Genomic DNA, 22,705 nt, shown 5'->3' on the forward strand with positions numbered 1-22,705 from the left:
AATATCATTGAAAAAGGTCGAAAAATATTTTTTTGAAATAAAGTGAAAAATGAAAGACTGATAAATACTCTATCAGTCTTTAATCGATTTTGATTATAACAGTTTATAATCACCTATATTTTTATATTTTTCCCATCTTTTTTCTAATAATTCATCAGTTGTATATTTACTTAATTCTCGAATCGATTGTTCGAGAACGACATCTATTTTTTCAGCTTGTACTTTTATGTCTTGATGTGCTCCACCTTTGGGCTCCGGAATAACTTGATCAATGACATTTAGTTCTTTCAAATCATTAGCAGTGATTTTCATAGATTCTGCTGCTTTTTTAGCTAAGCTAGCATCTTTCCATAAAATAGAAGCTGCTCCTTCTGGTGAAATAACGGAATATGTAGAATTCTCTAACATATGGATATGATCACCAATACCTAAACCTAGAGCCCCTCCGCTACCACCTTCACCTATCACAATACATACAATAGGAACAGTAAATCCAGCCATCTCCATAAGGTTTTTGGCAATAGCCTCACTTTGCCCCCGCTCTTCAGCCGCTCTTCCAGGATATGCACCTTTTGTATCAATAAATGTAATGATTGGGCGATTGAACTTTTGAGCTTGTTCCATGTGACGTAAAGCTTTACGATAGCCTTCTGGATGTGGCATACCAAAATTACGTTTAATATTTTCTTTTGTGTCTTTTCCTCGTTGGTGTCCTATAACTGTTACAGGTTTGTCCTTATAATAGGCAATTCCTGCCACAATAGCTTGATCATCTCCATAACGACGGTCGCCATGAAATTCAATAAAGTTGGTAAATAATTGGTGGATATAATCTAGAGTTGTTGGTCGTTCAGAATGCCTTGCCATTTGAACCCGATCCCATGGTTTTAAATTACCATATATGTCGTCTTCTAATTGTTCCAACCTATCTTCCAATTTATTTATTTCTTCGGTTAAATCAATTTCACTATCTGCTGTAAACTTCTTTAATTCAGCAATTTTATCCTTCAAATTAATAATTGGTTTTTCAAATTCAAGGATTTGCTTCACGTCAATTAACCTCCTTTTGATGCATCTCTAGAATCGTAGTAAGAAGGTTTTTCATTTCATGTCTGTGAATAATCTTGTCTAACTGTCCATGTTCCATTAAGAACTCCGATGTTTGGAAATCTTTAGGAAGTTTTTCCCGAATGGTTTGTTCAATTACTTTTCTTCCAGCAAATCCTATTAATGCTCCTGGCTCTGCAAAGTTATAATCCCCAATGGATGCAAAACTAGCTGAGACTCCACCAGTTGTTGGGTGAGTCATAACAGAGATCATTAGACCACCATCATCGCTAAACCTCTTAATAGCTACAGAGGTTTTTGCCATCTGCATTAGGCTAAGTATTCCTTCTTGCATTCTTGCTCCACCTGAAGCTGTAAAAATGATAAAAGGAAGAGATTCTTTACGTGCATTTTCAACTGATCTAGCAATTTTTTCGCCGACTACAGAACCCATACTCCCCATTCTAAAGTACGAGTCCATTACTGCGAATGCAGTTTCTTGCCCATTAATCATTCCTTTACCAGTTACTACCCCTTCATTGAGTCCGGTTTTTTCACAGTCTTTTAATACTTTTTCTTCATATTCCGGGAAATTTAAAGGGTTAGACGAAGTTATATTTGCATCCCATTCTTTAAAGGTATCTTCGTCAAATAAACTTTCAATTCGTTCCCAAGCTGAAAGTGGATGATGATAACCACAATTTGGACAAACATTTAAAGATTTTTTCATTTCTTTACGATAATATATTTTGTTACAATTTTTACATTTTTGCATGAGTCCTTGTGGAACATCAATTTTACTATTTTCATTTGGGATTGTTGCATATTTCTTTCGCTTTGTAAAAATTTCCTTAAGCTGCAAAATGTTTCCTCCTTTGCTCTGCACATCTTTACCTTTGTTATGTGTTGATTAAAAACTAGGTTGTCGTCAAAATAGCGAGATAATATTTTTTAATCCTTTAAAGAAGACTTCCATTAGTGGGGGCCTTCATCCGCCACTGATGGTTAGTCGCACTTATCGGACCTTTACGAGCTGTTGATCCCCCCTAGAAGTTTGAGGGGGAGTCTTACTACCCGTTTAGGTGGGATAAATTTTCCTAAAGTATAACAAAGGGCTTTTAAAAATTTTGTCATAATTTACCGGTATAAGAATATATTTAACTGAAAAACTGTTTCATAAATAAATCTTCTATTCGTGAATAATCTTCTTTTTCATAAAGATCAACTAACTGTTGATAGAATGGAGAGTCATAAAATCCTTTATCGAATATTTGGGAGAATTCCAAGATCAGTTGCCAGATTATCAACAGTAGTTCATTCTCTGTTTTATTTAAAATAAGAGTGAAAAAATCGATGTGCATTTGCTTTGGATTATTAATTAAGTCCTGAATTATCTTTTTAAATTGTGTAATATCTTTATCTTCAACTTTTTGTAAAGCTAGTTTTGCCGCTTCTTTTTCAATTAATTTGCGTGTAGTAATAATACTTTCTTTCGTACTACTATTACCTAGAATAAAGGATGCTAATATTTTAACTGTTTGAAAAGAACGATACGAGCTAAGAAAAGTTCCTTCCCCGTGTCTTGTTTCGATAATTCCTAATAGTTCAAGTGCACGAAGCGCTTCTCGTACGGAAGACCTTCCTGTTCCTAAAGATTCCGCTAGTTCTCTTTCGGATGGGAGCTTGTCTCCCGGTTTCAATTGATTTTCGTGAATAAAAATACGAATTTGCTCTAGTACACCATGGTAAGCTTTCTGATTTGGTAGCATTGACACAATCAGTAACTTCTCCTTTAAAGGATTCGACGGAATTTTAATTTTTTGTTAATCTTCTTGTTTTTTCAGCAATTTCTTCCGGGTTCAATGTAATTCTTGCAACGCCTGTTTCCATTGCAGCTTTGGCAACACTTGCTGCAACCGTAGGAGCAACACGATCATCAAAAGGAGCTGGAATCACATAATCATCATGAAGTTCTTCTTCAGAAACCAGTGAAGCTATAGCCTCTGCAGCGGCGATTTTCATCTCCTCATTAATTCTTGTAGCACGAACATCTAAAGCACCACGGAAGATTCCCGGAAATGCCAAAACATTGTTTACTTGATTCGGAAAATCAGAACGCCCTGTACCGATAACTTTCGCTCCCGCTTCTTTTGCAACTTCAGGCATTACTTCTGGATCCGGGTTTGCCATTGCAAAAATAATAGGATCATCATTCATTTTTGTAATCATTTCTTTTGTTAAAGCACCAGCTACTGAAACCCCGATGAATACATCGGCACCTTCTATTACTTCGTTCAAACTACCTTCTATTTTATTTCTATTTGTATATTTTGCTACTTGTTCCTTCACGCTGTTCATTCCATACGGCCTACCTTCATATATAGCACCTTTGGAATCGCACATAATCACATCATGCACACCAAAATGTTTTAGTAGCTTAATAATGGCTATACCAGCAGCTCCTGCACCATTAGCCACTACACGTATATTCGAAAAAGATTTTCCCACGAGTTTCAATGCATTAATTAATCCCGCTACAGTTACAATTGCTGTACCATGTTGATCATCATGGAATATAGGTATATTTGTTTCATTTTTAAGTCGTTCTTCAATAATAAAGCAATTAGGAGCGGCAATATCTTCTAAATTAACACCACCAAAGGTTGGTTCCATTAATTTAACTGTTTCCACAATTTTATCTACATCATGCGTATCTAAACAGATTGGGAATGAATCCACACCTGCAAATGCTTTAAATAATACTGATTTACCTTCCATTACAGGAAGAGCTGCCTCTGGACCTATGTTACCAAGACCCAATACCGCTGATCCATCACTCACTACAGCTACCATATTACCTTTCATTGTATAATCATATACAGATTCTTCTCGATCATGTATTTCTTTGCAAGGTTCTGCAACGCCTGGTGAATATGCTAAGCTTAAATCTTTTGAATTTCTAACCGGAACCTTGGATTGAATCGTTAATTTCCCTTGATTTACTTTATGCATGTGTAGTGATTCGTCTTTTAGACTTGCCATTTTTATTATTCGCCCCTTTGATTTTATAAATAAAATTCAATAATAATAACCCCTAGTGGTCTGACCACTTATAATCCTACATTATATCAGATGGATGAATCATGTAAAGTAACGCCCATTTAATTTATCAAAAAAACTACTTGCAAATGTACTTTTTTTAATTATTTTTCAATACTACATTTTCGTTACCAAAAAAATGCCTTAATGCTTTTAAACTATCATAATTAGCATGGATATTATAACCCTGAGAAAGTTGATACGTTCGTTTCGTTTCCTCATGATAAATAATGATAGATGTACTCCCTGGGTATTTATTCGCAATTTGTTGAATCGTTTGTAAAGCAGTATCTCTTTTATTTGGTGTAACTTTAACAAACATTATTTTACTAGATTTTTGGTCTAACTGGTTTTCACTAAATGGTTGAACATCTTCTAAAACCCATTGGAGTTTGTTATTCCTGTATTCTACTTTTCCTTTAACAGTAATCATTAACTCCTCTTTAAGCCATTGGTTAATGTTACGGTAAAGTTCTGGGAATACGACAGCATCCACCTCTCCTGTCTCATCGCCAATTACTAGAAAAGCCATCGGATCTCCGCGCTTTGTTCTAATTGTTTTAAGTGATTGAACAAGTACAGCGGAAGAAATACGACGTTTCCCAATAAATCTCTGCACTTCCCGCATAGTTATATAGCCATTCCCTCTTAGGCTTGGACGGAGTTCCTTTAATGGGTGACTCGAAACGAATGTCCCGATTAGCTCTTTCTCGTCTGCTAGTTTTTTCGCTATACTAAAATCTTCTATTTGTACATAATCCATTTCGAATAAAAGTTCATCTTGAAAGAAACTAGATTGACTAGAAAACTCACTAAATAACTCTCCTTGTTCTCTCGCTCGATCTAAAGATGCTAATAAACTTGCTCGATTTGAATAACTATCATCGAAAACGCCGGCCATAATTAAATTCTCCATCGTTTGACGATTAACCAGTTTCAGGTCTACCCGTAAACAAAAATCGTATAAATGTTTAAAGGCACCATTTTTCCTAACGTTTATTATTTCCTTAATCGCTTGATTACCTACCCCTTTAATCGCTGCAAGACCGATGCGAATTTGTCCATTTTCAACGGAATATCTGCCATAACTTTTATTTATAGAAGGTGGGAGAATAGTTATATTTATTTCTCTTATTTCTTTCAAGTAAAGGTTCCATTTTTCCTGCTGATTTCCGAAAGAATTTAATAATTCCGCAAAAAAATTTGCTGGATAATGTGCTTTTAAGTAACTTAAATAATACGAAATTTTACTATATGCCACTGCATGACTTCTAGGAAAACCATAATTAGAGAATTTAACAATCCAACTAAAGATTTCGCTAGCAACTATTTTTTCATACCCATTCTTGATACACCCTTCTATAAAGGCCTCTTTTTGCTCTTCCATTACTTGTTGTTTCTTTTTACTGACAGCCCTTCTTAAAATGTCCGCTTCTCCTAAACTAAATCCAGCAATTTTATTAGCAATTTGCATAATTTGTTCCTGGTACACTAATACACCATATGTTGGTTTCAAGATAGGTTCTAAGTCCGGATGTGGATAATGAATCGGTTCACGCTTTTCTTTACGCGCAATATAAACAGGAATAAAATCCATTGGACCAGGACGAAAAAGCGCATTTACCGCTACAATATCTTCAAAGGAATCTGGTTTTAATTCTGTTAATACTCTTTTCATTCCCTGTGATTCAAGTTGAAAGATTCCATTTGTTTTCCCACTACGTAATAAAGAATACGTTTTTTGATCATGTTCTGGAAGTTGATCAAGAGTTACTTCTTTATGTTCAGTAAAATGGATAGATCTTAGGATTTTTTCTATAAAGGATAGATTACGTAATCCTAAAAAATCCATTTTTAATAAACCTAATGACTCCAAATCATTCATCGTAAATTGAGTTAATCTTGTTTCGTTCGTACCAATAGTCAGTGGTACATGTTCTAGTAATGGTTTATTACTTATAACGACACCAGCAGCATGAGTTGATATATGTCTTGGTATCCCTTCTAATTTTATTGCTGCTGTAAAAAGTATCTTTAATTTTTTAGAGGATTTAATATACTCGTTTAATTCCTCTGATTCCTTTAAAATGTTGGATAATTTCTTGGATGACTGTTGTGGTAATTTATTTAAAATATAATACATATCTTGTTGTTCCACATTCAACGTTTTCATAAGTTCCCTAATTAATGATCGGTGAGCAAATGTACCAAACGTAATAATTTGTGCTACATGTTCGACTCCGTATTTATTTCGTACATATTCAATTACTTCATCACGACGTTCATCAGAAAAATCCACATCGATATCGGGCATTGTTTTTCTTTCGGGATTTAAAAATCGTTCAAATATAAGATTATATTTAATTGGATCAACGTCCGTGATACCTAAAAGATATGCAACAAGGGATCCGGCAGATGATCCCCTTCCCGGTCCAACCAATATATTATTTTCTTTCGCGTACCATATAAAATCAGCTACGATTAAGAAGTAATCACTAAATTTCATCTTTTGAATCGTTTGTATTTCATATGCCAATCTTTGAGAAATAACATCTGTAACCGTAGTATATTTCTTCCCCACATTTTCCCAGCAAAGCTTTTCTAAGTATTGATCGGCCTTTATATTTTCAGGAAGAGGAAATGACGGTAATAACTTCTGATTAAAGTCAAAAGATACATGACATTTATTTTTTATAATCTCTGTTTCTTGTAACACTTCAGGCCAATCATTTTGGAAAATTTGTTCCATTTCCATGCTTGACCTTAAATGTTTTCGTTTTACGTTTGGTGAGGACAATTTCATGTCCCATTGTTTTCCTTTTTTCATGGATTGCAATATATCAAAAGCCATATCATCTTTTTCATCTAAATACCGTACATCACATAAAGAAACAACGGAAATTCCTGATAAATCTTGAATTGATTTTAATGATAGAAAGAGTCGTTGTTCATCCGGTTGAACTCCTAAATAAAAATCATCTCTTTGGAATAACCCCAACCAATTTCTAAGGTATTGGTTTATTTCTTCATGCGACTTATGTATCAACAAATTCTCCAAAATCGGATTATTTGTTGGTAATATTCCTATTAAATCATTAGTGAATCCTGATAGCTTCTCTATTGAAATAACCTTTTGTTGATTTAATTGTATTTGTGAACTTAATCGAGTAAGGCTTTGATAACCTTTATTATTTTTTGCTAATAAAACTAACTCGAACATATTTTCATTCTGTTCTACAAATACAGTCATACCAATAATGGGCTTTATACCATTTTCAACACATGCTTTGTAAAATGGAATAACCCCATAAAGAACATGTTCATCCGTTAAGGCTAGTCCATCAAATTGCAGCTTTTTAGCCTTATCAATTAATTTATCAATCGTTATTGTACTATCCATTAAACTATAGCTACTTCTAACATGTAAATGTGTAAAAGCCATTTAAAATCACGCCTTCTTTCTATACCCCATTATACCAATTTAAGAAGAACATGCATTAGATAGGATTCCATTTTGATCTATGGGGGATATCATAACTTGTCCTTTGTTTTCATAAGATATGTTAGAACCCTCGATAAAGGAGGAGAAATATGGAAGAGCGTTTTTTTGATACTTTTATCCATTGTTACTTCATTGCATTTGGTGTAATTATAGGCGGTGCGATAATAGGAAGTATTGCAGCATTTGCAGTCGGGGATGCACCAGTCAGTTCCATTACTCGAATTGCGAATAATCTACGAATATGGGCAATTGTTGCGGCAATTGGCGGAACATTTGACGCAATAGAAAATTTTCAAAAGGGATTGCTTGATGGATCAACATTTGACTTATTCAAACAAGTTCTATTAATACTCTCTGCTATGGGAGGGGTAAAATCAGCAACCTTACTATTAGAATGGCTTATCCAAGGAGAAATTTCGTAATGCATATTCCCCCTTATCATAAGAAACCCTCATGGCAACGTTTTTTTGTTGGTGCAGTATTCGGTGGAATCATTGCATATATAATTCTAATTTATATGTATGGATCGATGTATGAATCGTTATTAGAAGAAAATCAACAATTAAAGTCTAAGATTAGTGAATTAACTTTACAGAACGATGCATTAACAAAAAGTAACGAAGATCTTAACGAAAAGACAAATAAAGCTCCTACTATTGAGAGTATTGAAATAAATATTGATAACTGGGAAAAATATAAAATGGATCGATTAACCGTATATGAACTCGAAGAATTAGTTAAAGAAGAAATTAAACATTTAATTGGAGAAAAAGTTTCCAATATTGCCGAAAGTGATTTTCTTTTAGAACGAGCCATTGAAAATAAGAGTTATAAAATGAATGACGTTACGTATTATTTTAACATTTCTAAAATGACTATTTCAGAAACATTAAAATTAACGTTAAAAGCTAAATTAACGGAGTAAAAGGAGATGGAAATACATCTCCTTTTACTCCATTTTATGTTGATTCTTACATACCTCATCTAAGTCACGAATTACTGCTTCTGCTTCATCCCATGAATAAATCGTTGCACCGGATGCTAATGGATGGCCTCCACCATTATATTTTGCCGCTACGGTATTAATGATAGGTCCTTTTGAACGTAATCTAACACGTATTTGTTCTTCTTCCTCAATAAAAAACACCCAAGCCTGTATTCCTTCTACATCACTAATCACATTAACCATCTGCCCAGTTTCGGAAGCAGTGACACCGAATTTGTCCAGGATTTCTTTTGTTAACTTAATAACACATAATCCTGATGAATATAAATTAAATTCTTGTAGTATATATCCTTTTAATCTTGAAATATTATCTTTTACGCTATATAAATCCGTAAATAGTTTTGTTCTATTAAAATCATATGTAATTAGTTCTGCAGCGTATTGAAATGTTTTTTCAGTTGTATTGGGAAACATAAATCTCCCTGTATCGCCAACTATTCCAGCAAACAATAGTCTTGCAGCATCAGAATTTAATTTCAAACCATATTCCTTACCTTGTTTATAAAATTCATAAATCATTTCACTTACTGAACTTGCATCTGTATTTTCCCAGCGAATGTCACCATATTTATCTACAACTGGGTGATGATCAATCTTAATTAACCTTTGACCCATGTTGTATCGTTGATCGTCAATACGAGGCGAGTTTGCTGTATCACACACAATAACTAGAGCATTTTCATAATTGGAATCGTCAACCCTATCCATTCGATTTAAAAAAGTTAAATCAGGATCATCTTCACCAACAGCATAAACTTTTTTTTCGGGAAAAGATGCTTTTATTATTTCTTTTAATCCACCTTGAGAACCTATTGCATCTGGATCGGGACGAATGTGACGGTGAATAATGATGGTTTCATAGGATTGGATCGATTCAATTATTTTCTTGATAGACATGTAAATCCCCCTCTTTTCAGTAAATTCATTGTTAAAATCTAGCATCCTAGATAAAAAAAAGATACAATAAGACTGATCCCATTTTACCTAGGAGAGATATCATGATTATTTTACCAATTCTTATTGTTTTATCACTTGTACTCTATGTTTATTATAAGGTTGCCATCATTAAGAGTAAAGATGGACTTACTCAACATTACTTTAATGCGAGATCGAAAATCTGTCTTGGAAGTTTTGTTTTTTGTTTCGGGATTAATCAATACTTTTTCTATTTAACTCGTATTTCTTTATTTATTGGAATTATTTTTGTATTACTTGGGTTATATCAAATGTATGATGGGTTCAAACAAGATAAACATTACCGTAATGAGTGGAAAAAATTAAATCCAAATGAATAAACCAAGCTGAAATTCAGCTTGGTTTTTACTTTTTTAGCATACATTTTAACGATGGATGAGTTGGGCCATGATTAATCCTTTTCCGACTAATTTATTTTCACTAAATACTTCAACATCTATCTTTGCGTATAATCGTCCTGCATCTAATACAGTCGGTTTAATGGTTAATATACTTTCAATCTGCACAGGCTTATTAAAATAAACGGTTATATTTTCTATTGTAATATCCGCTTTTCTGTCTTTTTGTAATAATCTAGAACTAGCCTCTGTCATAAGCGCTGTGAAGACACCATTTGATAATGTTCCTAACTGGTTTGTCATTTGCGGAATTACTTCTGTCGTATATACCTCTTCATCCGCTGAAAATTGCAAGTTACGTGAAACGATATCATCAATCGTTTCTCCTACTTGCGGTTGTCTTTGTATTTGCTGAAGTGCCTTTAAGACATCTTGTCTAGAGACAACCCCTTTTAAAATTCCGGAATTATCAACTACTGGCACTACTTCTATTCCTTCCCAAACCATTGTATGAGAAACCGAAGCAAGAGATGTTTTGGATTTTACAACTAAAGGTTTCTTACTCATCACTCGGTCAATAGGGATATTTTTATCTTTTCCTACGATATCTTTTGAAGAAACCATTCCAATTACACGTAATTTTTCATCTACAATCGGAAAACGAGAATGTCCCGATTTTTCATTAAGCTCATACCATTTTCCAACCGTATCCTTTGTTTTTAAATAACTTGTTTCTTCCAATGTAGTGGCAATATCCCCAACAAAAATAATTTCTTTCTTAATTAATTGGTCATAAATTGCACGGTTAATCATAGCTGCAACAGTAAACGTGTCGTAACTTGTGGATATAATTGGCAATTCTTTGTCATCCGCTAATTTTTTAATATGTCCTTCTGTATCAAAGCCACCAGTAATTAAAACAGCAGCCCCTTCATTTAAAGCTAACTCATGCGCTTTGATGCGGTTCCCAACAATAAGCAATGAACCGGCTTCCGTATAACGCATCATAGCTTCAAGTTGCATTGCTCCAATAACAAACTTACTTAACGTTTTATGAAGCCCATTACTACCACCTAACACTTGTCCATCAATAATATTAACGACTTCAGCAAACGTTAACTTCTCAAAGTTTTCTTTCTTCTTACGCTCAATACGAATCGTCCCTACACGTTCTATCGTACTAACGAGTCCTTGATTTTCAGCATCTTTAATCGCTCGATATGCAGTTCCATCGCTTACATTTAATTGTTTGGCAATTTGCCGTACAGAAATCTTATGGCCAACATCTAATGAAATGATATGTTGAATGATTTGCTCATGTTTTGTTGTTACCATTTACATCACCAGCTTTCAACTGTACTATCTCAACTTTTAAATCTTATTATACAGTTGAAGCAACAGAATCTCAATGCATATCTACTTGCCTTGATGTCAGCTCCTTCTGTTCCATTACAGGTGGTTTGGTCATTTGTAAAAGTGTAGCTAAATTAGCCCCTATCACAAGGAATAGAAATACGAGCCAGCTCCCCCAAAATACTTGTTCTAACGTTGTTACAGCATAAGGAAAATATGGCCATGCTACATAAAGGAAAAAGGCAGCCAATAGTAAACGTAAAATTGCATAGTTTTTCATAAAATCCCCCTTTCTATTCTATAATTATGAAAATCATGACTCTTTAGAACTTAGTTGTATAAAAACTTGGTATTCGTCTTTGGCAGACTTAGAATAAAATAGTTTTTTCATAATAAAACTCTACTAATCCCGTATTAATTTCTATAATAAAAAACGTAAATACCAGTTAATCAACATATCACCATAAAAATATGAAATAAGTGCAGCTAGAATGATAGAAGGACCAAAAGGAACAGGCTGTTTTCGAGCAATTACTTTAAATATCATGAATAGCATTCCTATAATTGCGCCAATAAGACATGCTAAAAAAAATGCAAGCAGTACTTTCTGCGTTCCAAGTATAATCCCAAGTACACCGAACAATTTCATATCCCCAGCGCCCATACCCCCGCGACTAAAAAGAATAATAATAGCGATAATACCAAATCCGACAATCGAACCAATAATCGGTGACCACCATGGATCAAGCGGATGAACCATACGCATTATAAGAAAGAACGGTAGGAAAAATAATAACACTTTATTTGGAATGAGCATGTAGGTTATATCAGAAACTAAAATAATATTAAGCATAGAAACTAGTAAAATAGCAGTAATTAATTCCGTTTGCAAACCTATCCTAAAATAACTAAACGCAAAAAGGAATCCAGTAAATAATTCAACTACCGGATAAATAAAAGAAATATTCGCTTTACAATTTCGACACTTTCCCCCTTGAAATAAGAAAGAAAAAACAGGAATCAATTCATACCACTGTAGTTGCTTCTTACATGATGGACAGTAGGAACGGTCATTAGCAAATGTTTCATTTTTAGGTAGGCGTAGTCCTACTACATTAAAAAAAGAACCAAAAGTTATTCCGAATACAAAAAAGAAAATGGTTATCATCGTGTCCATTCGATTGCTCCTTATTTTATAATCATGAGAATTTAGTTCTAGGTCATTATACCAACTTTTTTAATAGAAGAGAAATTAAAAACGTGAGCTAATCAGCTCACGTTTTTTTACAATTCTATTCCTTCTCCAATCTTCAATGCTTTTCCTTCCCCAGTCCTTACCTTACTTACAAAATCATCCGGATCCTGCTCAATAACTGGGAACGTATTATAATGTACAGGAACAACAATCTTCGCATTTATCCAGTCGGCTGCTACCAATGCATCTTCCGGCCCCATCGTAAAGTTATCACCTATTGGAATAAAGGCAACATCAATATCATTCATTTCACCGTACATTTTTAGGTCTGTAAACAATGCCGTATCACCAACATGATAAATGGTTTTACCTTCTACCGTTAGTAAAATTCCTGCGGGCATACCGCCGTAAACGACATTACCGTCTTCTTCTGTGTATGAAGAACCGTGAAACGCTTGTGAGAATTTTACTTTTCCAAAGTCAAATTCACGGGAACCTCCAATATGCATCGGATGTGCATTTAAACCTTTAGAAGACAGATAATTAGCTAATTCATTTGGCGCAACTACTAATGCATCATTACGTTTTGCTATTTCAAAGGTGTCTCCAACATGATCGTTATGTGCATGAGTTAATAAAATAACGTCAGCTTTAATCGTATTTGCATCCAAATCACATGCTTCGTTTCCAGATATAAATGGGTCAAATAAAATTGTATGATTCGCTGTTTCAACTTTTACAACTGAATGTCCATGATAAGAAACTTTCATGTTTGTTCAACTCCTTTAAGAATGTATATTTTAATTCTACTAGAAGATTACTAATTCTTCCAATATTTAATAGTTTTGCCAGGAACTCTCATAAATACCAATTAAATGTGGATCAATTAGAGTATTTGGTTTAAGCTCGACGATTTCTCCATTTGTAGATTCAATCTCTTGATCTTCATCTTTTCCAAAATAGGTTAAACTAGGTAATAAATCAGTCGTCAAAAATTGCGTTGGAACATGGATGTCGATTTCATCTACATCTATTTTCTGCCTGGAGGCCATGACAAACCCCCAATTACCAAAGCTAGGTATGTCTACATGGAAATTTTCTACATGTAATCCTGTTGAAGCAATAGTTTCTGAAATCGTCCAATATACTCCTGGTGCAAATACAGGACTTGTACTTTGAACCATTGCCGCCCCGTCCGGTGATAAATGATTCCTTACCAATGAATAAAACTCCCACGTATACAGCTTATTTAAACTTTCATCATTTGGATCCGGTAAATCCACAATAATGACATCATATATGACATTACTATTTTCGAGAAACTGAAAAGCATCGGTGTTTACCACCTCAACTTTTTCATTTTTAAGTGAACCCTCATTTAGTTCTAAAACTAGACGATTGGTATTCGCTAAATCAATAACTGCAGGATCTAAATCTACGAGGGTAATCTTTTCCACCTCATCATATTTTAGTAATTCTTTCGCAGCGATTCCATCCCCCCCACCTAGAATAAGAATATTTTTTGGATGTTTAACGTAAGACATTGGTGGATGGACTAATACCTCATGATATCGATGTTCGTCAGCGGAACTAAATTGTAGAGAACCATTTAAAAAAAGACGTACATCATTTGTATGGTAATCTTGGGTAAGAATAATTTTTTGATAACTACTCTCTTCCATATGTATAATCGGATCCTTATATAATTTCTGTTCAAAATGAAAGGCCGCTTCTTCTCCAAAAAATATACCAATAATGAGAGCAACCAAGATAACTATTCCAAAGAATATATGAATACTAAACCTTTTTATTTCATTACGGAATAGCCATAGGACACCGAGTGCAATAATTACATTAATGCAACCAACTAAAAAGGCAGATTTTACTAAACCAAATTGTGGGCGGAGTAAAAAGACGAAGAGTAAACCACCAATTAACCCACCTGCATAATCGGAAAATAAAACCCTTGCTGTACTACGATTTAACTGCACACCAATTTCGTTAGCCTTACGAATTAGAATAGGTAATTCAAACCCTGTTAATGCACCGATAATTATAGTAATTGCATATAAGAAAAAGGCGTCCGTTCCCTCTGGTGCAAATGCGGTCATTCCGAACATCATAAAGCTAGAAAAACCACCAATTAATCCTACTGAAAGTTCTATCCAAATGAACGCTAAAATTAAGTTTTTCATTACCTTTTCACTGAGACTAGCTCCAATTCCCATCCCAGTTAAAAATAAGGAGATTGTTAAGGTATATTGTTTTACCCCATCCCCTAAAATATATGAACCTAATGCACCAAATAATACCTCAAAAATAATTCCACAAATAGAAACAATCCCACTAGACCAATAAATAATATTACTTTTTCTTGTTGCCTCATAATTCATTATTATTTCACTCCGAAACCAAAATACTATTTTAACTAATCAACGAATAAAGAAGACCAAGCGTTTGCCTGGCCATTACCAATGATACTATGTAATTGATGCACCCACTACGAAACCAAGTCCAATCGAAACACTCATAGACAATATACCAACAGCTATATTATTGTTTTTTAACTGTTCCTCCATCGAAAATGTACGTGTTAATAGTTCCACAATAACATATACAGCCATTTGTAAAACAACCCCAACAAGTCCCCAAATGATTGTGTCATAAATATGTGCACTATTATAAATCGCAAAAGCAAGAATTAAACAAATTCCTAGTATTTTTCCAGCTACAGATAAAGCAACTGCAACATTCCCATTTTTAATTTCTTCATAATCTTTATATTTCCGAGTAATATTTTCAAAAATAAATAAACCAATTAGTACGATTACTATCGAAATAAAAAAATACAAAATTGTTGCTATAAACGTGTTCATTTATAAACCTCCTCTTATTTACCAGCTCCTGGTCCACCACCACGGTAAGTGGAGTTTCCGCGTTTAGGTGGGCTAGACGTGGAACCGCCATAATATCCACCTTTGTAACCACCATAACAACCTTCATTTACACAGTCTTGGGATCTTCTTGAACTCCAATTATTCCCAAATAAACTGTCTAGCATTCGTATCGTAAAATATGTACTTAAAAAACTTGGCGAATAATTCCTCTTAACGAATGTTTCACTAGCTACCTCAATTAATAAAACATCACGATCAATTTCACTTTGTTTTAGTGTGATAAAGTAATCAGGATAAATAAACATTTGTGAATCGTCTACAACTTCACTTTCCTCATTTGGTTTCACTTTTTCAGTTAACAATGAACTTAATTCATTTAATTGAAATTGTTTTGTAGCATAAATTTCAGCCATACTATCATCTTCCATTACGACATCTACTTGAGGAAAGTTGGAAGCAATAAGTGCATCTATTTGATTACTAGGACTCTCTTTAAGGTTGTTGATAATATTTTCCTTCGATGGTTCTTCTGGAATATCTTCAGCTGTTATCTCCATATTTTCTTCCATTCCACGGTTCGAACTATCTGGCATAGGGGATGAACATGCTGTAATAAGTAATAAAAACAAAATAAGTCCAATCCAAACTATCCACTTTTTATACAAAAGTAGTCCCCCCTTGACTAAAAGGAAAGGAGCAGAAAAAACTGCTCCATTCTATTATTTCCCAAGCTTTTCTTTTAGTGCCGCTAATTCATCGTCAATATCGTTTGTTTCTAATTCCTTAAATTCATCATCAAGGGAACGACTTTCTCTTGATAAATCTTCACTTGTCTCAGCTTCTGCTTCGTAACGTAATACTTTCTCTTCCATGCGTTCAAATCCTTGTTTAGATTCATCATTTCCTATGGAAGACATAGTACGGTTAATTTTCGTTCTAGTTTTTGCCGATTCTGCACGAGCTTTTAAGGAATCCTTCTTCAGTTTCATTTCATTATATTCTTTTTTCATTTCGTCTAACTTATCACGAAGCATGTCTGCATCCTGTTTTGCACGCTCCCAAGATTCGTTTAAACTTTGAGCAGTTGCTTCATGGTCTTTTTTATCTTGTAATGCCCGACGTGCTAATTCATCATTACCCACTTCAATAGCTTTTACAGCTTGTTCCTGTCTTTTTTCTACCATTGCATTTGCATCATTCGCTTTACGTTTTAACATTTTTTCATTGGCAATTTGTTTGGCAACTGCGGCTTCAACTTCGCGAATGTCCTCTGCCATATCACGCATATATTGATCAAGCATTTTCACTGGATCTTCCGCTTTTTCAAGTACTGAATTCAACTCTGAACTAACAACTGTTTTAACACGTTTGAAAAATTTAAACATCTATTTTTCCTCCTTAATATGATCCTGCTATAATTTTTAATTCATAGGGTTCAATCGAATAACCAAAGCTAACTTCAATCTCGGTCCCCCATGATTCAACACTTAAATAACTTTTCTCTTCCCCATCAACATAGTCCGCATAATGGGTTTCCATTCCTTGAAGGTTAGAACTTCTTCCTTCACCAAGCACCCTTGCTGTTCCTTCTTCCTCTTTATAATATGCTTTATTTTCATATGTTATCTGTTGAGGGTATGGTTTAGATATTGGAACTTGAACTCTTTTATAAATACCTAGTTCTAACTCATCATCCATTTCAGCAGCTAGCCAGATTGTCTGATGTCCACCTTCCTCAAGCAATTGATAGCTTAACCACTCATAGCCACCATCACGGTATGTTAATTTTCCTACCACTTCATAATCTTTTAGATCGTAAGTAATAATATCACCAATTTGTATGTTTAAAGCATTTCTCTCTTTCGGCTCTGCTTTATCGACTTTTTTAGTAGAAAAAAGTCTTGAAAATAATCCCACAAGTTCACCTCAATTCATTTTCATATCTTCTTTAATAAGTAATACGGTACTGTCTTAAAAAGGTTTCAAAATTTTTTCTTCTTTTTATTTTACCATACAGAAAGTGCTGTATGGCAAGTCGAGTGTTGTTTTTTAAATAAAAAAGGAAACCTACTTAAGGCTTCCTTTTTCATTTCATGCTTTTCGGTTATTAAAATGATGAATCCCAATATTATTTTCCAATTCATCTTCTACGACGCCACTTTGATAGCTTTCCATCAGTTGATTCTGTACAGCTTGAATACCATCTTTATCTTCAATAAATACACGTTTTTGATTATTGATCATTTGAGTATCGATGTTATTTTTATTTACTTTTGTCACCACAATCACCTCCGTATGATTAGTATGTCCCAATATTTTGTACTAATGTTGTAACATTCTTTACCAACAATATATTGTAGCGCTTACTTTATGGGTTTATAATGAGAAGTGAAAGGGGAGATCCAAATGGAATATAAAAATATTGTAGTTGCAGTTGATGGTTCAGATGCGGCGGAAAAAGCTTTTAAGAAGTCTATCGAGATAGCAATCCGAAATGATGCTCGTCTAATTCTTGCGCATGTCGTAGATTCACGCACTTTTGCTACCGCTGAAACTTATGATCGTTCTTTAGCTGAGCGGGCTGAAGAGTATGCTAAAGATTTATTAAATAATTACGCGAATGACGCTAAAGCTTCAGGAGTTTCTAAAGTAATACAATGTATTGAATATGGTTCCCCGAAAATAAAAATTTCAAAATCAATAGCGAAAAATTATCATGCAGATTTAATTATTTGTGGTGCAACTGGCCTAAATGCTGTTGAACGCTTTATTATTGGAAGTGTATCCGAAAGTATAACTAGACATTCAACATGTGATGTTTTAGTTGTTCGTTAATTTCTATATCCCTTTTATCACAACTTAATTATGTTTAAAAAAGGTTTTGTTTAAGTAAACAAAACCTTTTTTAACATTACATATTCGCTAGACGTACTGTATCTCTTGCAATCATTACTTCCTCATTTGTTGGAATAACAATGACTTTTACAGGGGAATGTGGATAGTTTATAAACTGTTCTTTTCCTCTTACATTATTGCGGCTTGGATCCCAATAAACGCCCATGAATTCTAATCCAGTTAGAATCTTTTCACGCATCGTAATACTGTTTTCTCCGACACCTGCTGTGAAGATAATTGCATCAACACCTGACATTTTCGCAGCGTAAGACCCAATATATTTATGGATTCTTCCCGCAAATACGTCTAATGCTAGTTGACCACGTTCATTTTCGGCTCCAGCAGCTTCAATATCACGTATATCACTTGAAAAGCCAGATAAAGCAAGTAGTCCACTTCTCTTATTTAAAACATCAACAACTTCTTCTGCAGTTTGACCTGTTTTTTCCATAATGTAAGGAATTAATGCAGGGTCAATATTACCTGAACGAGTTCCCATTGTTACACCAGCAAGTGGTGTGAATCCCATGGAAGTATCTATAGATTTTCCACCTCGTACTGCTGTTATACTAGCCCCATTTCCAATATGACAAGATAATAGGCGCAGATTTTCTAAAGGAACTCCCATCATTTCTGACGCACGATGTGTAACATATTTATGCGATGTACCGTGGAAACCATATTTACGAATGCCATATTTTTCATAATATTCATAAGGTAAGCTATACAAATAGGATGATGGTGGCATTGTTTGATGGAACGCTGTGTCAAATACTGCTACCATAGGTACATTTGGTAAAATATCTTTAAACGCATGAATACCAGTTAAGTTTGCTGGATTATGCAATGGTGCAAGTTCTGAAACCTTCTCGATATTTTCAATCACTTCATCTGTAATTAATACGGAGTCATTAAAATATTCACCACCATGTACAACACGGTGTCCAACTGCATCAATCTCGTCAAATGATTTCATAACTCCTGTAGAAATTAGGGAATCTAATAACATTTTAACCGCTATTCCATGATCGGGAATATCTCCTACTTTTTCTTCTTTATTACCATTTACCTCAATCGAAAAAATAGAATCGTTTAAGCCAATTCTTTCTACTAAGCCGATTGCAGTCACTGATTCCTCTGGCATTTTAATCAATTGAAACTTTAAAGATGAACTCCCAGCATTTACTGCTAATACGTTACTCATTGATGTCACTCCTACTATTCATTTCATTATTTAGTATGATACTTTTTAAACCATACATTCATTTGACCTAAAATATCAGCCATCGCGTTTGCGTTTTTAAATGAAGGTAATTGCACGAGTAAGGGTTGTTTTACTTCTTTCGTATGACTACCTTTCTTTTGTAAAATCAAAATACTTTTTGTGTTGTTTTTTGACTTAAAGGCAGTTTCTGGCAAACGTATAACTCCAATAATATGGGTATGTTTATGAAGGAATTGATTAAGTTTATCTGACTGATCACTGTCAAACAAGAACTCAGGTATGATAAAAATTAAATATCCAGCTTCCTTTGTGTACATTATACTTTGCTCTATAAATAAGTGATGCGCATATGAATGTCCATTATCGGCTTCTAATTCATATTTGCTTGCTTGTATATCATCAGGATAATATCCTACTGGTAAATCAGAAACAACCAAATCTACTGGATCTAGCAAAAACGGTCGTAAACTATCTTGTTGAAAAAACTCAATTTGCTTCTTTTGCAAATTTGCATTGGATACAGCTAAATGAATTAGTGTCGGATCCACTTCACTAGCATAGGCATCAACTTGTTGTTTCAAATGTTCGAGTACTGTTGTCAACAAGTTGGCTGTCCCACCTGCTGGGTCAAATAAACGAATGTGTTCCTTTTTCTCCATTAACTTATCTGCTAAATACCCAACAATCATAGATACTGTCTCAGGTGTAATTAAATGCTGTTGTTGTGTAGAGTCTTTCATACCTTTTAATATAGCTAGTTGTACGGCTTTTCTAATCTCAATCGTTGAAAAAGTTGAAAGATCTATATCATTTAAAGCATTTTGTAATGTCTTTGTTATATGTTGATCCATATCCTCATGTACTTCTTCGTAGAATAATAAATCCATTGTATCAGCTAAACTATCTAGATATGGTTCATTTAAATATTGTTGAATGGTCAACGCTGTCTGATCTAACCAGCTAAAAAGTTTTTCAACATTCACCTTTTCCATGACAAAATCCTCCAATCGCTTCCTCGACAACTAACTTATTGTAACAATAAAGTACAATTATGTAAAAAGATTTCATAAGTAATAATAATTGCTAAAAATGTTGGGAAGACGAAAAAGGTTTTAACACAAGAATGGCCTCCCAATAAAATTGGGGGCCATCACTAGTTATTTTGCATTTTTAGCAGCTTCAATTGCAGCTTCATAATTTGGGTGATCAGTAACTTCTGGTACATATTCAACATAAGTAACTTGATTATTTGAATCTACAACAAAAATAGCTCTTGCTAGTAAACGATTTTCTTTCATTAGTACACCGTAACTTTCACCAAAAGATGCATCTTTGTGATCTGATAATGTATCTACGTTTTCGATCCCTTCTGCAGCACACCAGCGCGCTTGAGCAAAAGGTAAATCCATACTGATTGTTAGTACTTGTACATTTTCCATCTTAGCTGCTTCTTCATTAAAACGTCTAGTTTCAGCAGCACATACCCCTGTATCTACAGAAGGGACTGCTGTAATTAATTTTACTTTTCCTTCGTAGTTATCCAATGTTACTTCTTTAAGTTCATTAGATAATACAGTGAAATTAGGAGCCTTATCTCCGACTTTCACTTCATTTCCTACTAAAGTAACCGGTTCTTGCGAGAATGTTACATTTGCCATATGATAACCCCTCTCTAATTATTCCTTCAACCTTATTATGAATATAACCCCTACTTGTGTCCAATGAAAAGGTAGTTTATTCATAAAATGTTATTATATATCATAATTTATATTTTCTTCTTTTTTCCCCTTTTTCTCTTCATGCTCTGATTCCTCGGCTGTTTCCGTCCTATATTCACTCTTTGGCTTCTCTTCTTGATGGTGTTTCTTATGATCTTTTTGTTTTGGTAAACTTAATCCAGATTCTTTCAACATCTCTTGAATTTTCTGAAAGACTTGTGGGGCATTATTTAATAATTTCTCATACAGATGTGTTTGTTGATCCAAATGCACCATTTTAATTCCATTTTTACCTAACACTAAAAATGCAATTGGTGTAATCGATACACCACCACCGCTACCGCCACCAAATGGGAGTTGGGAATCCTCGCCACCACCTGAGTTAAATTCACTTCCTCCTGCTGCAAATCCAAACCCTACTTTTGAAACTGGTATAATAATACTTCCATCGGGTGATTCTACTGGATCCCCTACAATTGTATTGGCCTCAACCATATCTTTTAAGTTTTCCATTGCTGTTGTCATTAAACCTTGTATTGGATGCTCTTCCATAAGTAATAACCTCCTAATATTTAGATTTGTATATGCGTGTAAGTTTAATAATTCCTTGTATAGCTTTACCTATTCTAATGGAAACCATGCAATTCAAGTTGGTTTCAAAAAATTCCTGTTGAAACTTTGGAAGAACTTGAATATCGGGATTACACATAAGAATAAGCTTTTCGGCAAAATACCCCATTATAGTTCCTTTAATTGACCAAAGAACTCCACTCATTACTCCTGTAGTGCTGGCCTCTCCCGTCCCTATGTTGGTTGTCCAATTAAGTTGGTGAAGCGTCGTATTATGTAAAATAGATTGTACTACTTCTAATCCTTTTCTAATTGTTTTTAAAATCGAATCTATTTTTGGGTCTTCTAACATAGGCTCAAGATCTTTTGTAATTGGTAATTTATCTAAATCCTCTAGGGGAAAATCTTTATTTATTAATTTAATTTTGGCTAATGATAATGATATATGAAACAGTTGTTCTTTTCCTTCATAGGAATAATGAATCGTAATATAAATTCTTAAAAACCAAATAAGGAAGACGATCAAGAATAAAAGGACTAGCACTATTCCAGCTATAAGCAGCAACATAATACGCACCTCTAATTTTGCCTTTCTTTTTATTTTGCTACTCTTTTCCAATTTTACTCATGATTTTTCATCGTTTAGGACAAGCATATAGAAGCATGATAGTATAGATGTACGGATAAACCTTTTACATACAAACTGGAGGATGAAAAATGACGAAGAGGAATAATATTCATTTTTACTATCATAAATGCGAAGAAATTGTTAATAAACTGGAACCCTTATTTGAATTAGTAAATAAACCACTAGTGTTGCATAAAGTTTTCAGGAAAAAGTCAAGCGAAACCTTTTGTGTCAATATTATTAATAATAGGAATTTT

Annotated in this window: 25 protein-coding genes; 4 read left to right on the forward strand and 21 right to left on the reverse strand. The window is 34.1% G+C overall.

Annotation, left to right across the window (positions count from 1 at the left end; translation table 11 throughout):
• Positions 1–93: 93 nt before the first annotated feature.
• The 5 genes from accA to dnaE all read right to left on the reverse strand — a co-directional run bounded on the left by accA (position 94) and on the right by dnaE (position 7,588).
• Positions 94–1,050 carry an acetyl-CoA carboxylase carboxyl transferase subunit alpha gene (gene accA, locus KM885_RS02370; RefSeq protein WP_047185388.1) on the reverse strand — a complete coding sequence of 319 codons (957 nt, stop codon included), beginning with the start codon at positions 1,048–1,050 and terminating at the stop codon, positions 94–96.
• Position 1,051: 1 nt separating this feature from the next.
• Positions 1,052–1,909 (reverse strand): acetyl-CoA carboxylase, carboxyltransferase subunit beta, encoded by an 858-nt coding sequence (gene accD / locus KM885_RS02375; protein WP_047185389.1) that lies wholly within the window; start codon positions 1,907–1,909, stop codon positions 1,052–1,054.
• Between the two features lie 295 nt (positions 1,910–2,204).
• Entirely contained in the window at positions 2,205–2,816 is a 612-nt protein-coding gene (locus KM885_RS02380; RefSeq protein ID WP_225344046.1) for a FadR/GntR family transcriptional regulator, read from the reverse strand.
• Positions 2,817–2,859: 43 nt separating this feature from the next.
• Positions 2,860–4,089 carry an NADP-dependent malic enzyme gene (ystJ, locus tag KM885_RS02385; protein ID WP_047185391.1) on the reverse strand — a complete coding sequence of 410 codons (1,230 nt, stop codon included), beginning with the start codon at positions 4,087–4,089 and terminating at the stop codon, positions 2,860–2,862.
• Positions 4,090–4,246: 157 nt separating this feature from the next.
• A complete protein-coding gene (gene dnaE / locus KM885_RS02390; protein ID WP_204797700.1) occupies positions 4,247–7,588 on the reverse strand; it encodes a DNA polymerase III subunit alpha in 3,342 nt (1,113 codons plus the stop codon).
• Positions 7,589–7,737: 149 nt separating this feature from the next.
• On the opposite strand from dnaE, the gene ytrH reads away from it, so the two are divergent.
• On the forward strand, positions 7,738–8,070 hold the full coding sequence (ytrH, locus tag KM885_RS02395; RefSeq protein ID WP_047185393.1) for a sporulation membrane protein YtrH: 333 nt from the start codon (positions 7,738–7,740) through the stop codon (positions 8,068–8,070).
• Entirely contained in the window at positions 8,070–8,573 is a 504-nt protein-coding gene (gene ytrI, locus KM885_RS02400; protein WP_047185394.1) for a sporulation membrane protein YtrI, read from the forward strand. The genes ytrH and ytrI overlap by 1 nt, the downstream gene beginning before the upstream one ends.
• A 24-nt stretch (positions 8,574–8,597) precedes the next feature.
• Here the strand turns inward: ytrI and KM885_RS02405 are convergent, their stop codons facing one another.
• Positions 8,598–9,551: a DHH family phosphoesterase gene (locus tag KM885_RS02405; RefSeq protein WP_047185395.1), complete on the reverse strand. Its 954-nt coding sequence runs from the start codon at positions 9,549–9,551 to the stop codon at positions 8,598–8,600.
• A gap of 101 nt (positions 9,552–9,652) precedes the next feature.
• Here KM885_RS02405 and KM885_RS02410 point away from each other — a divergent pair, with 101 nt between their 5' ends.
• Positions 9,653–9,949 (forward strand): YtpI family protein, encoded by a 297-nt coding sequence (locus KM885_RS02410; RefSeq protein ID WP_047185396.1) that lies wholly within the window; start codon positions 9,653–9,655, stop codon positions 9,947–9,949.
• 45 nt (positions 9,950–9,994) lie between these two features.
• On the opposite strand, the gene KM885_RS02415 is transcribed toward KM885_RS02410, so the two are convergent.
• The 10 genes from KM885_RS02415 to KM885_RS02460 all read right to left on the reverse strand — a co-directional run bounded on the left by KM885_RS02415 (position 9,995) and on the right by KM885_RS02460 (position 17,692).
• Positions 9,995–11,302, reverse strand: coding sequence for a DRTGG domain-containing protein (locus KM885_RS02415; RefSeq protein ID WP_047185397.1), 1,308 nt, complete (start codon positions 11,300–11,302; stop codon positions 9,995–9,997).
• Positions 11,303–11,372: 70 nt separating this feature from the next.
• Complete coding sequence (locus KM885_RS02420) at positions 11,373–11,600, reverse strand: hypothetical protein (protein WP_047185398.1); 228 nt, start codon at positions 11,598–11,600, stop codon at positions 11,373–11,375.
• Between the two features lie 141 nt (positions 11,601–11,741).
• Positions 11,742–12,497 carry a prepilin peptidase gene (locus KM885_RS02425; protein ID WP_047185399.1) on the reverse strand — a complete coding sequence of 252 codons (756 nt, stop codon included), beginning with the start codon at positions 12,495–12,497 and terminating at the stop codon, positions 11,742–11,744.
• A gap of 107 nt (positions 12,498–12,604) precedes the next feature.
• A complete protein-coding gene (locus KM885_RS02430) occupies positions 12,605–13,285 on the reverse strand; it encodes a metal-dependent hydrolase (protein ID WP_047185400.1) in 681 nt (226 codons plus the stop codon).
• A 66-nt stretch (positions 13,286–13,351) separates the two neighbouring features.
• Entirely contained in the window at positions 13,352–14,908 is a 1,557-nt protein-coding gene (locus tag KM885_RS02435) for a polyamine aminopropyltransferase (RefSeq protein WP_244986881.1), read from the reverse strand.
• 87 nt (positions 14,909–14,995) lie between these two features.
• Positions 14,996–15,391: a DUF350 domain-containing protein gene (locus KM885_RS02440; protein WP_047185402.1), complete on the reverse strand. Its 396-nt coding sequence runs from the start codon at positions 15,389–15,391 to the stop codon at positions 14,996–14,998.
• Positions 15,392–15,405: 14 nt separating this feature from the next.
• Positions 15,406–16,077, reverse strand: coding sequence for a DUF4247 domain-containing protein (locus KM885_RS02445; protein ID WP_047185403.1), 672 nt, complete (start codon positions 16,075–16,077; stop codon positions 15,406–15,408).
• Positions 16,078–16,131: 54 nt separating this feature from the next.
• Positions 16,132–16,797, reverse strand: a complete 666-nt coding sequence (locus KM885_RS02450; protein WP_047185404.1) for a PspA/IM30 family protein — start codon at positions 16,795–16,797, stop codon at positions 16,132–16,134.
• Between the two features lie 13 nt (positions 16,798–16,810).
• Positions 16,811–17,329, reverse strand: coding sequence for a DUF4178 domain-containing protein (locus KM885_RS02455; protein WP_047185405.1), 519 nt, complete (start codon positions 17,327–17,329; stop codon positions 16,811–16,813).
• 174 nt (positions 17,330–17,503) lie between these two features.
• Entirely contained in the window at positions 17,504–17,692 is a 189-nt protein-coding gene (locus KM885_RS02460; protein ID WP_047185406.1) for a hypothetical protein, read from the reverse strand.
• Between the two features lie 126 nt (positions 17,693–17,818).
• Here KM885_RS02460 and KM885_RS02465 point away from each other — a divergent pair, with 126 nt between their 5' ends.
• The gene (locus tag KM885_RS02465) at positions 17,819–18,247 is read left to right on the forward strand and encodes a universal stress protein (RefSeq protein ID WP_083452507.1); all 429 of its coding nucleotides are present in this window, start codon (positions 17,819–17,821) and stop codon (positions 18,245–18,247) included.
• 76 nt (positions 18,248–18,323) lie between these two features.
• Here KM885_RS02465 and KM885_RS02470 read toward each other — a convergent pair whose 3' ends face one another.
• The 5 genes from KM885_RS02470 to KM885_RS02490 form a co-directional block, all read right to left on the reverse strand.
• Positions 18,324–19,511 carry an acetate kinase gene (locus KM885_RS02470; RefSeq protein ID WP_047185407.1) on the reverse strand — a complete coding sequence of 396 codons (1,188 nt, stop codon included), beginning with the start codon at positions 19,509–19,511 and terminating at the stop codon, positions 18,324–18,326.
• A gap of 26 nt (positions 19,512–19,537) precedes the next feature.
• Positions 19,538–20,524, reverse strand: coding sequence for a class I SAM-dependent methyltransferase (locus KM885_RS02475; protein ID WP_047185408.1), 987 nt, complete (start codon positions 20,522–20,524; stop codon positions 19,538–19,540).
• A gap of 165 nt (positions 20,525–20,689) precedes the next feature.
• Positions 20,690–21,190 carry a thiol peroxidase gene (tpx, locus tag KM885_RS02480; RefSeq protein ID WP_047185409.1) on the reverse strand — a complete coding sequence of 167 codons (501 nt, stop codon included), beginning with the start codon at positions 21,188–21,190 and terminating at the stop codon, positions 20,690–20,692.
• Positions 21,191–21,283: 93 nt separating this feature from the next.
• Positions 21,284–21,802 carry a GerW family sporulation protein gene (gene ytfJ / locus KM885_RS02485; protein ID WP_047185410.1) on the reverse strand — a complete coding sequence of 173 codons (519 nt, stop codon included), beginning with the start codon at positions 21,800–21,802 and terminating at the stop codon, positions 21,284–21,286.
• A 13-nt stretch (positions 21,803–21,815) separates the two neighbouring features.
• A complete protein-coding gene (locus KM885_RS02490; RefSeq protein WP_128723426.1) occupies positions 21,816–22,439 on the reverse strand; it encodes a DUF2953 domain-containing protein in 624 nt (207 codons plus the stop codon).
• Between the last annotated feature and the right edge of the window lie 266 nt (positions 22,440–22,705).

Origin of the sequence: Oceanobacillus caeni (assembly GCF_019037185.1) — a bacterium.
GTDB classification, from domain to species: domain Bacteria; phylum Bacillota; class Bacilli; order Bacillales; family Amphibacillaceae; genus Oceanobacillus; species Oceanobacillus caeni.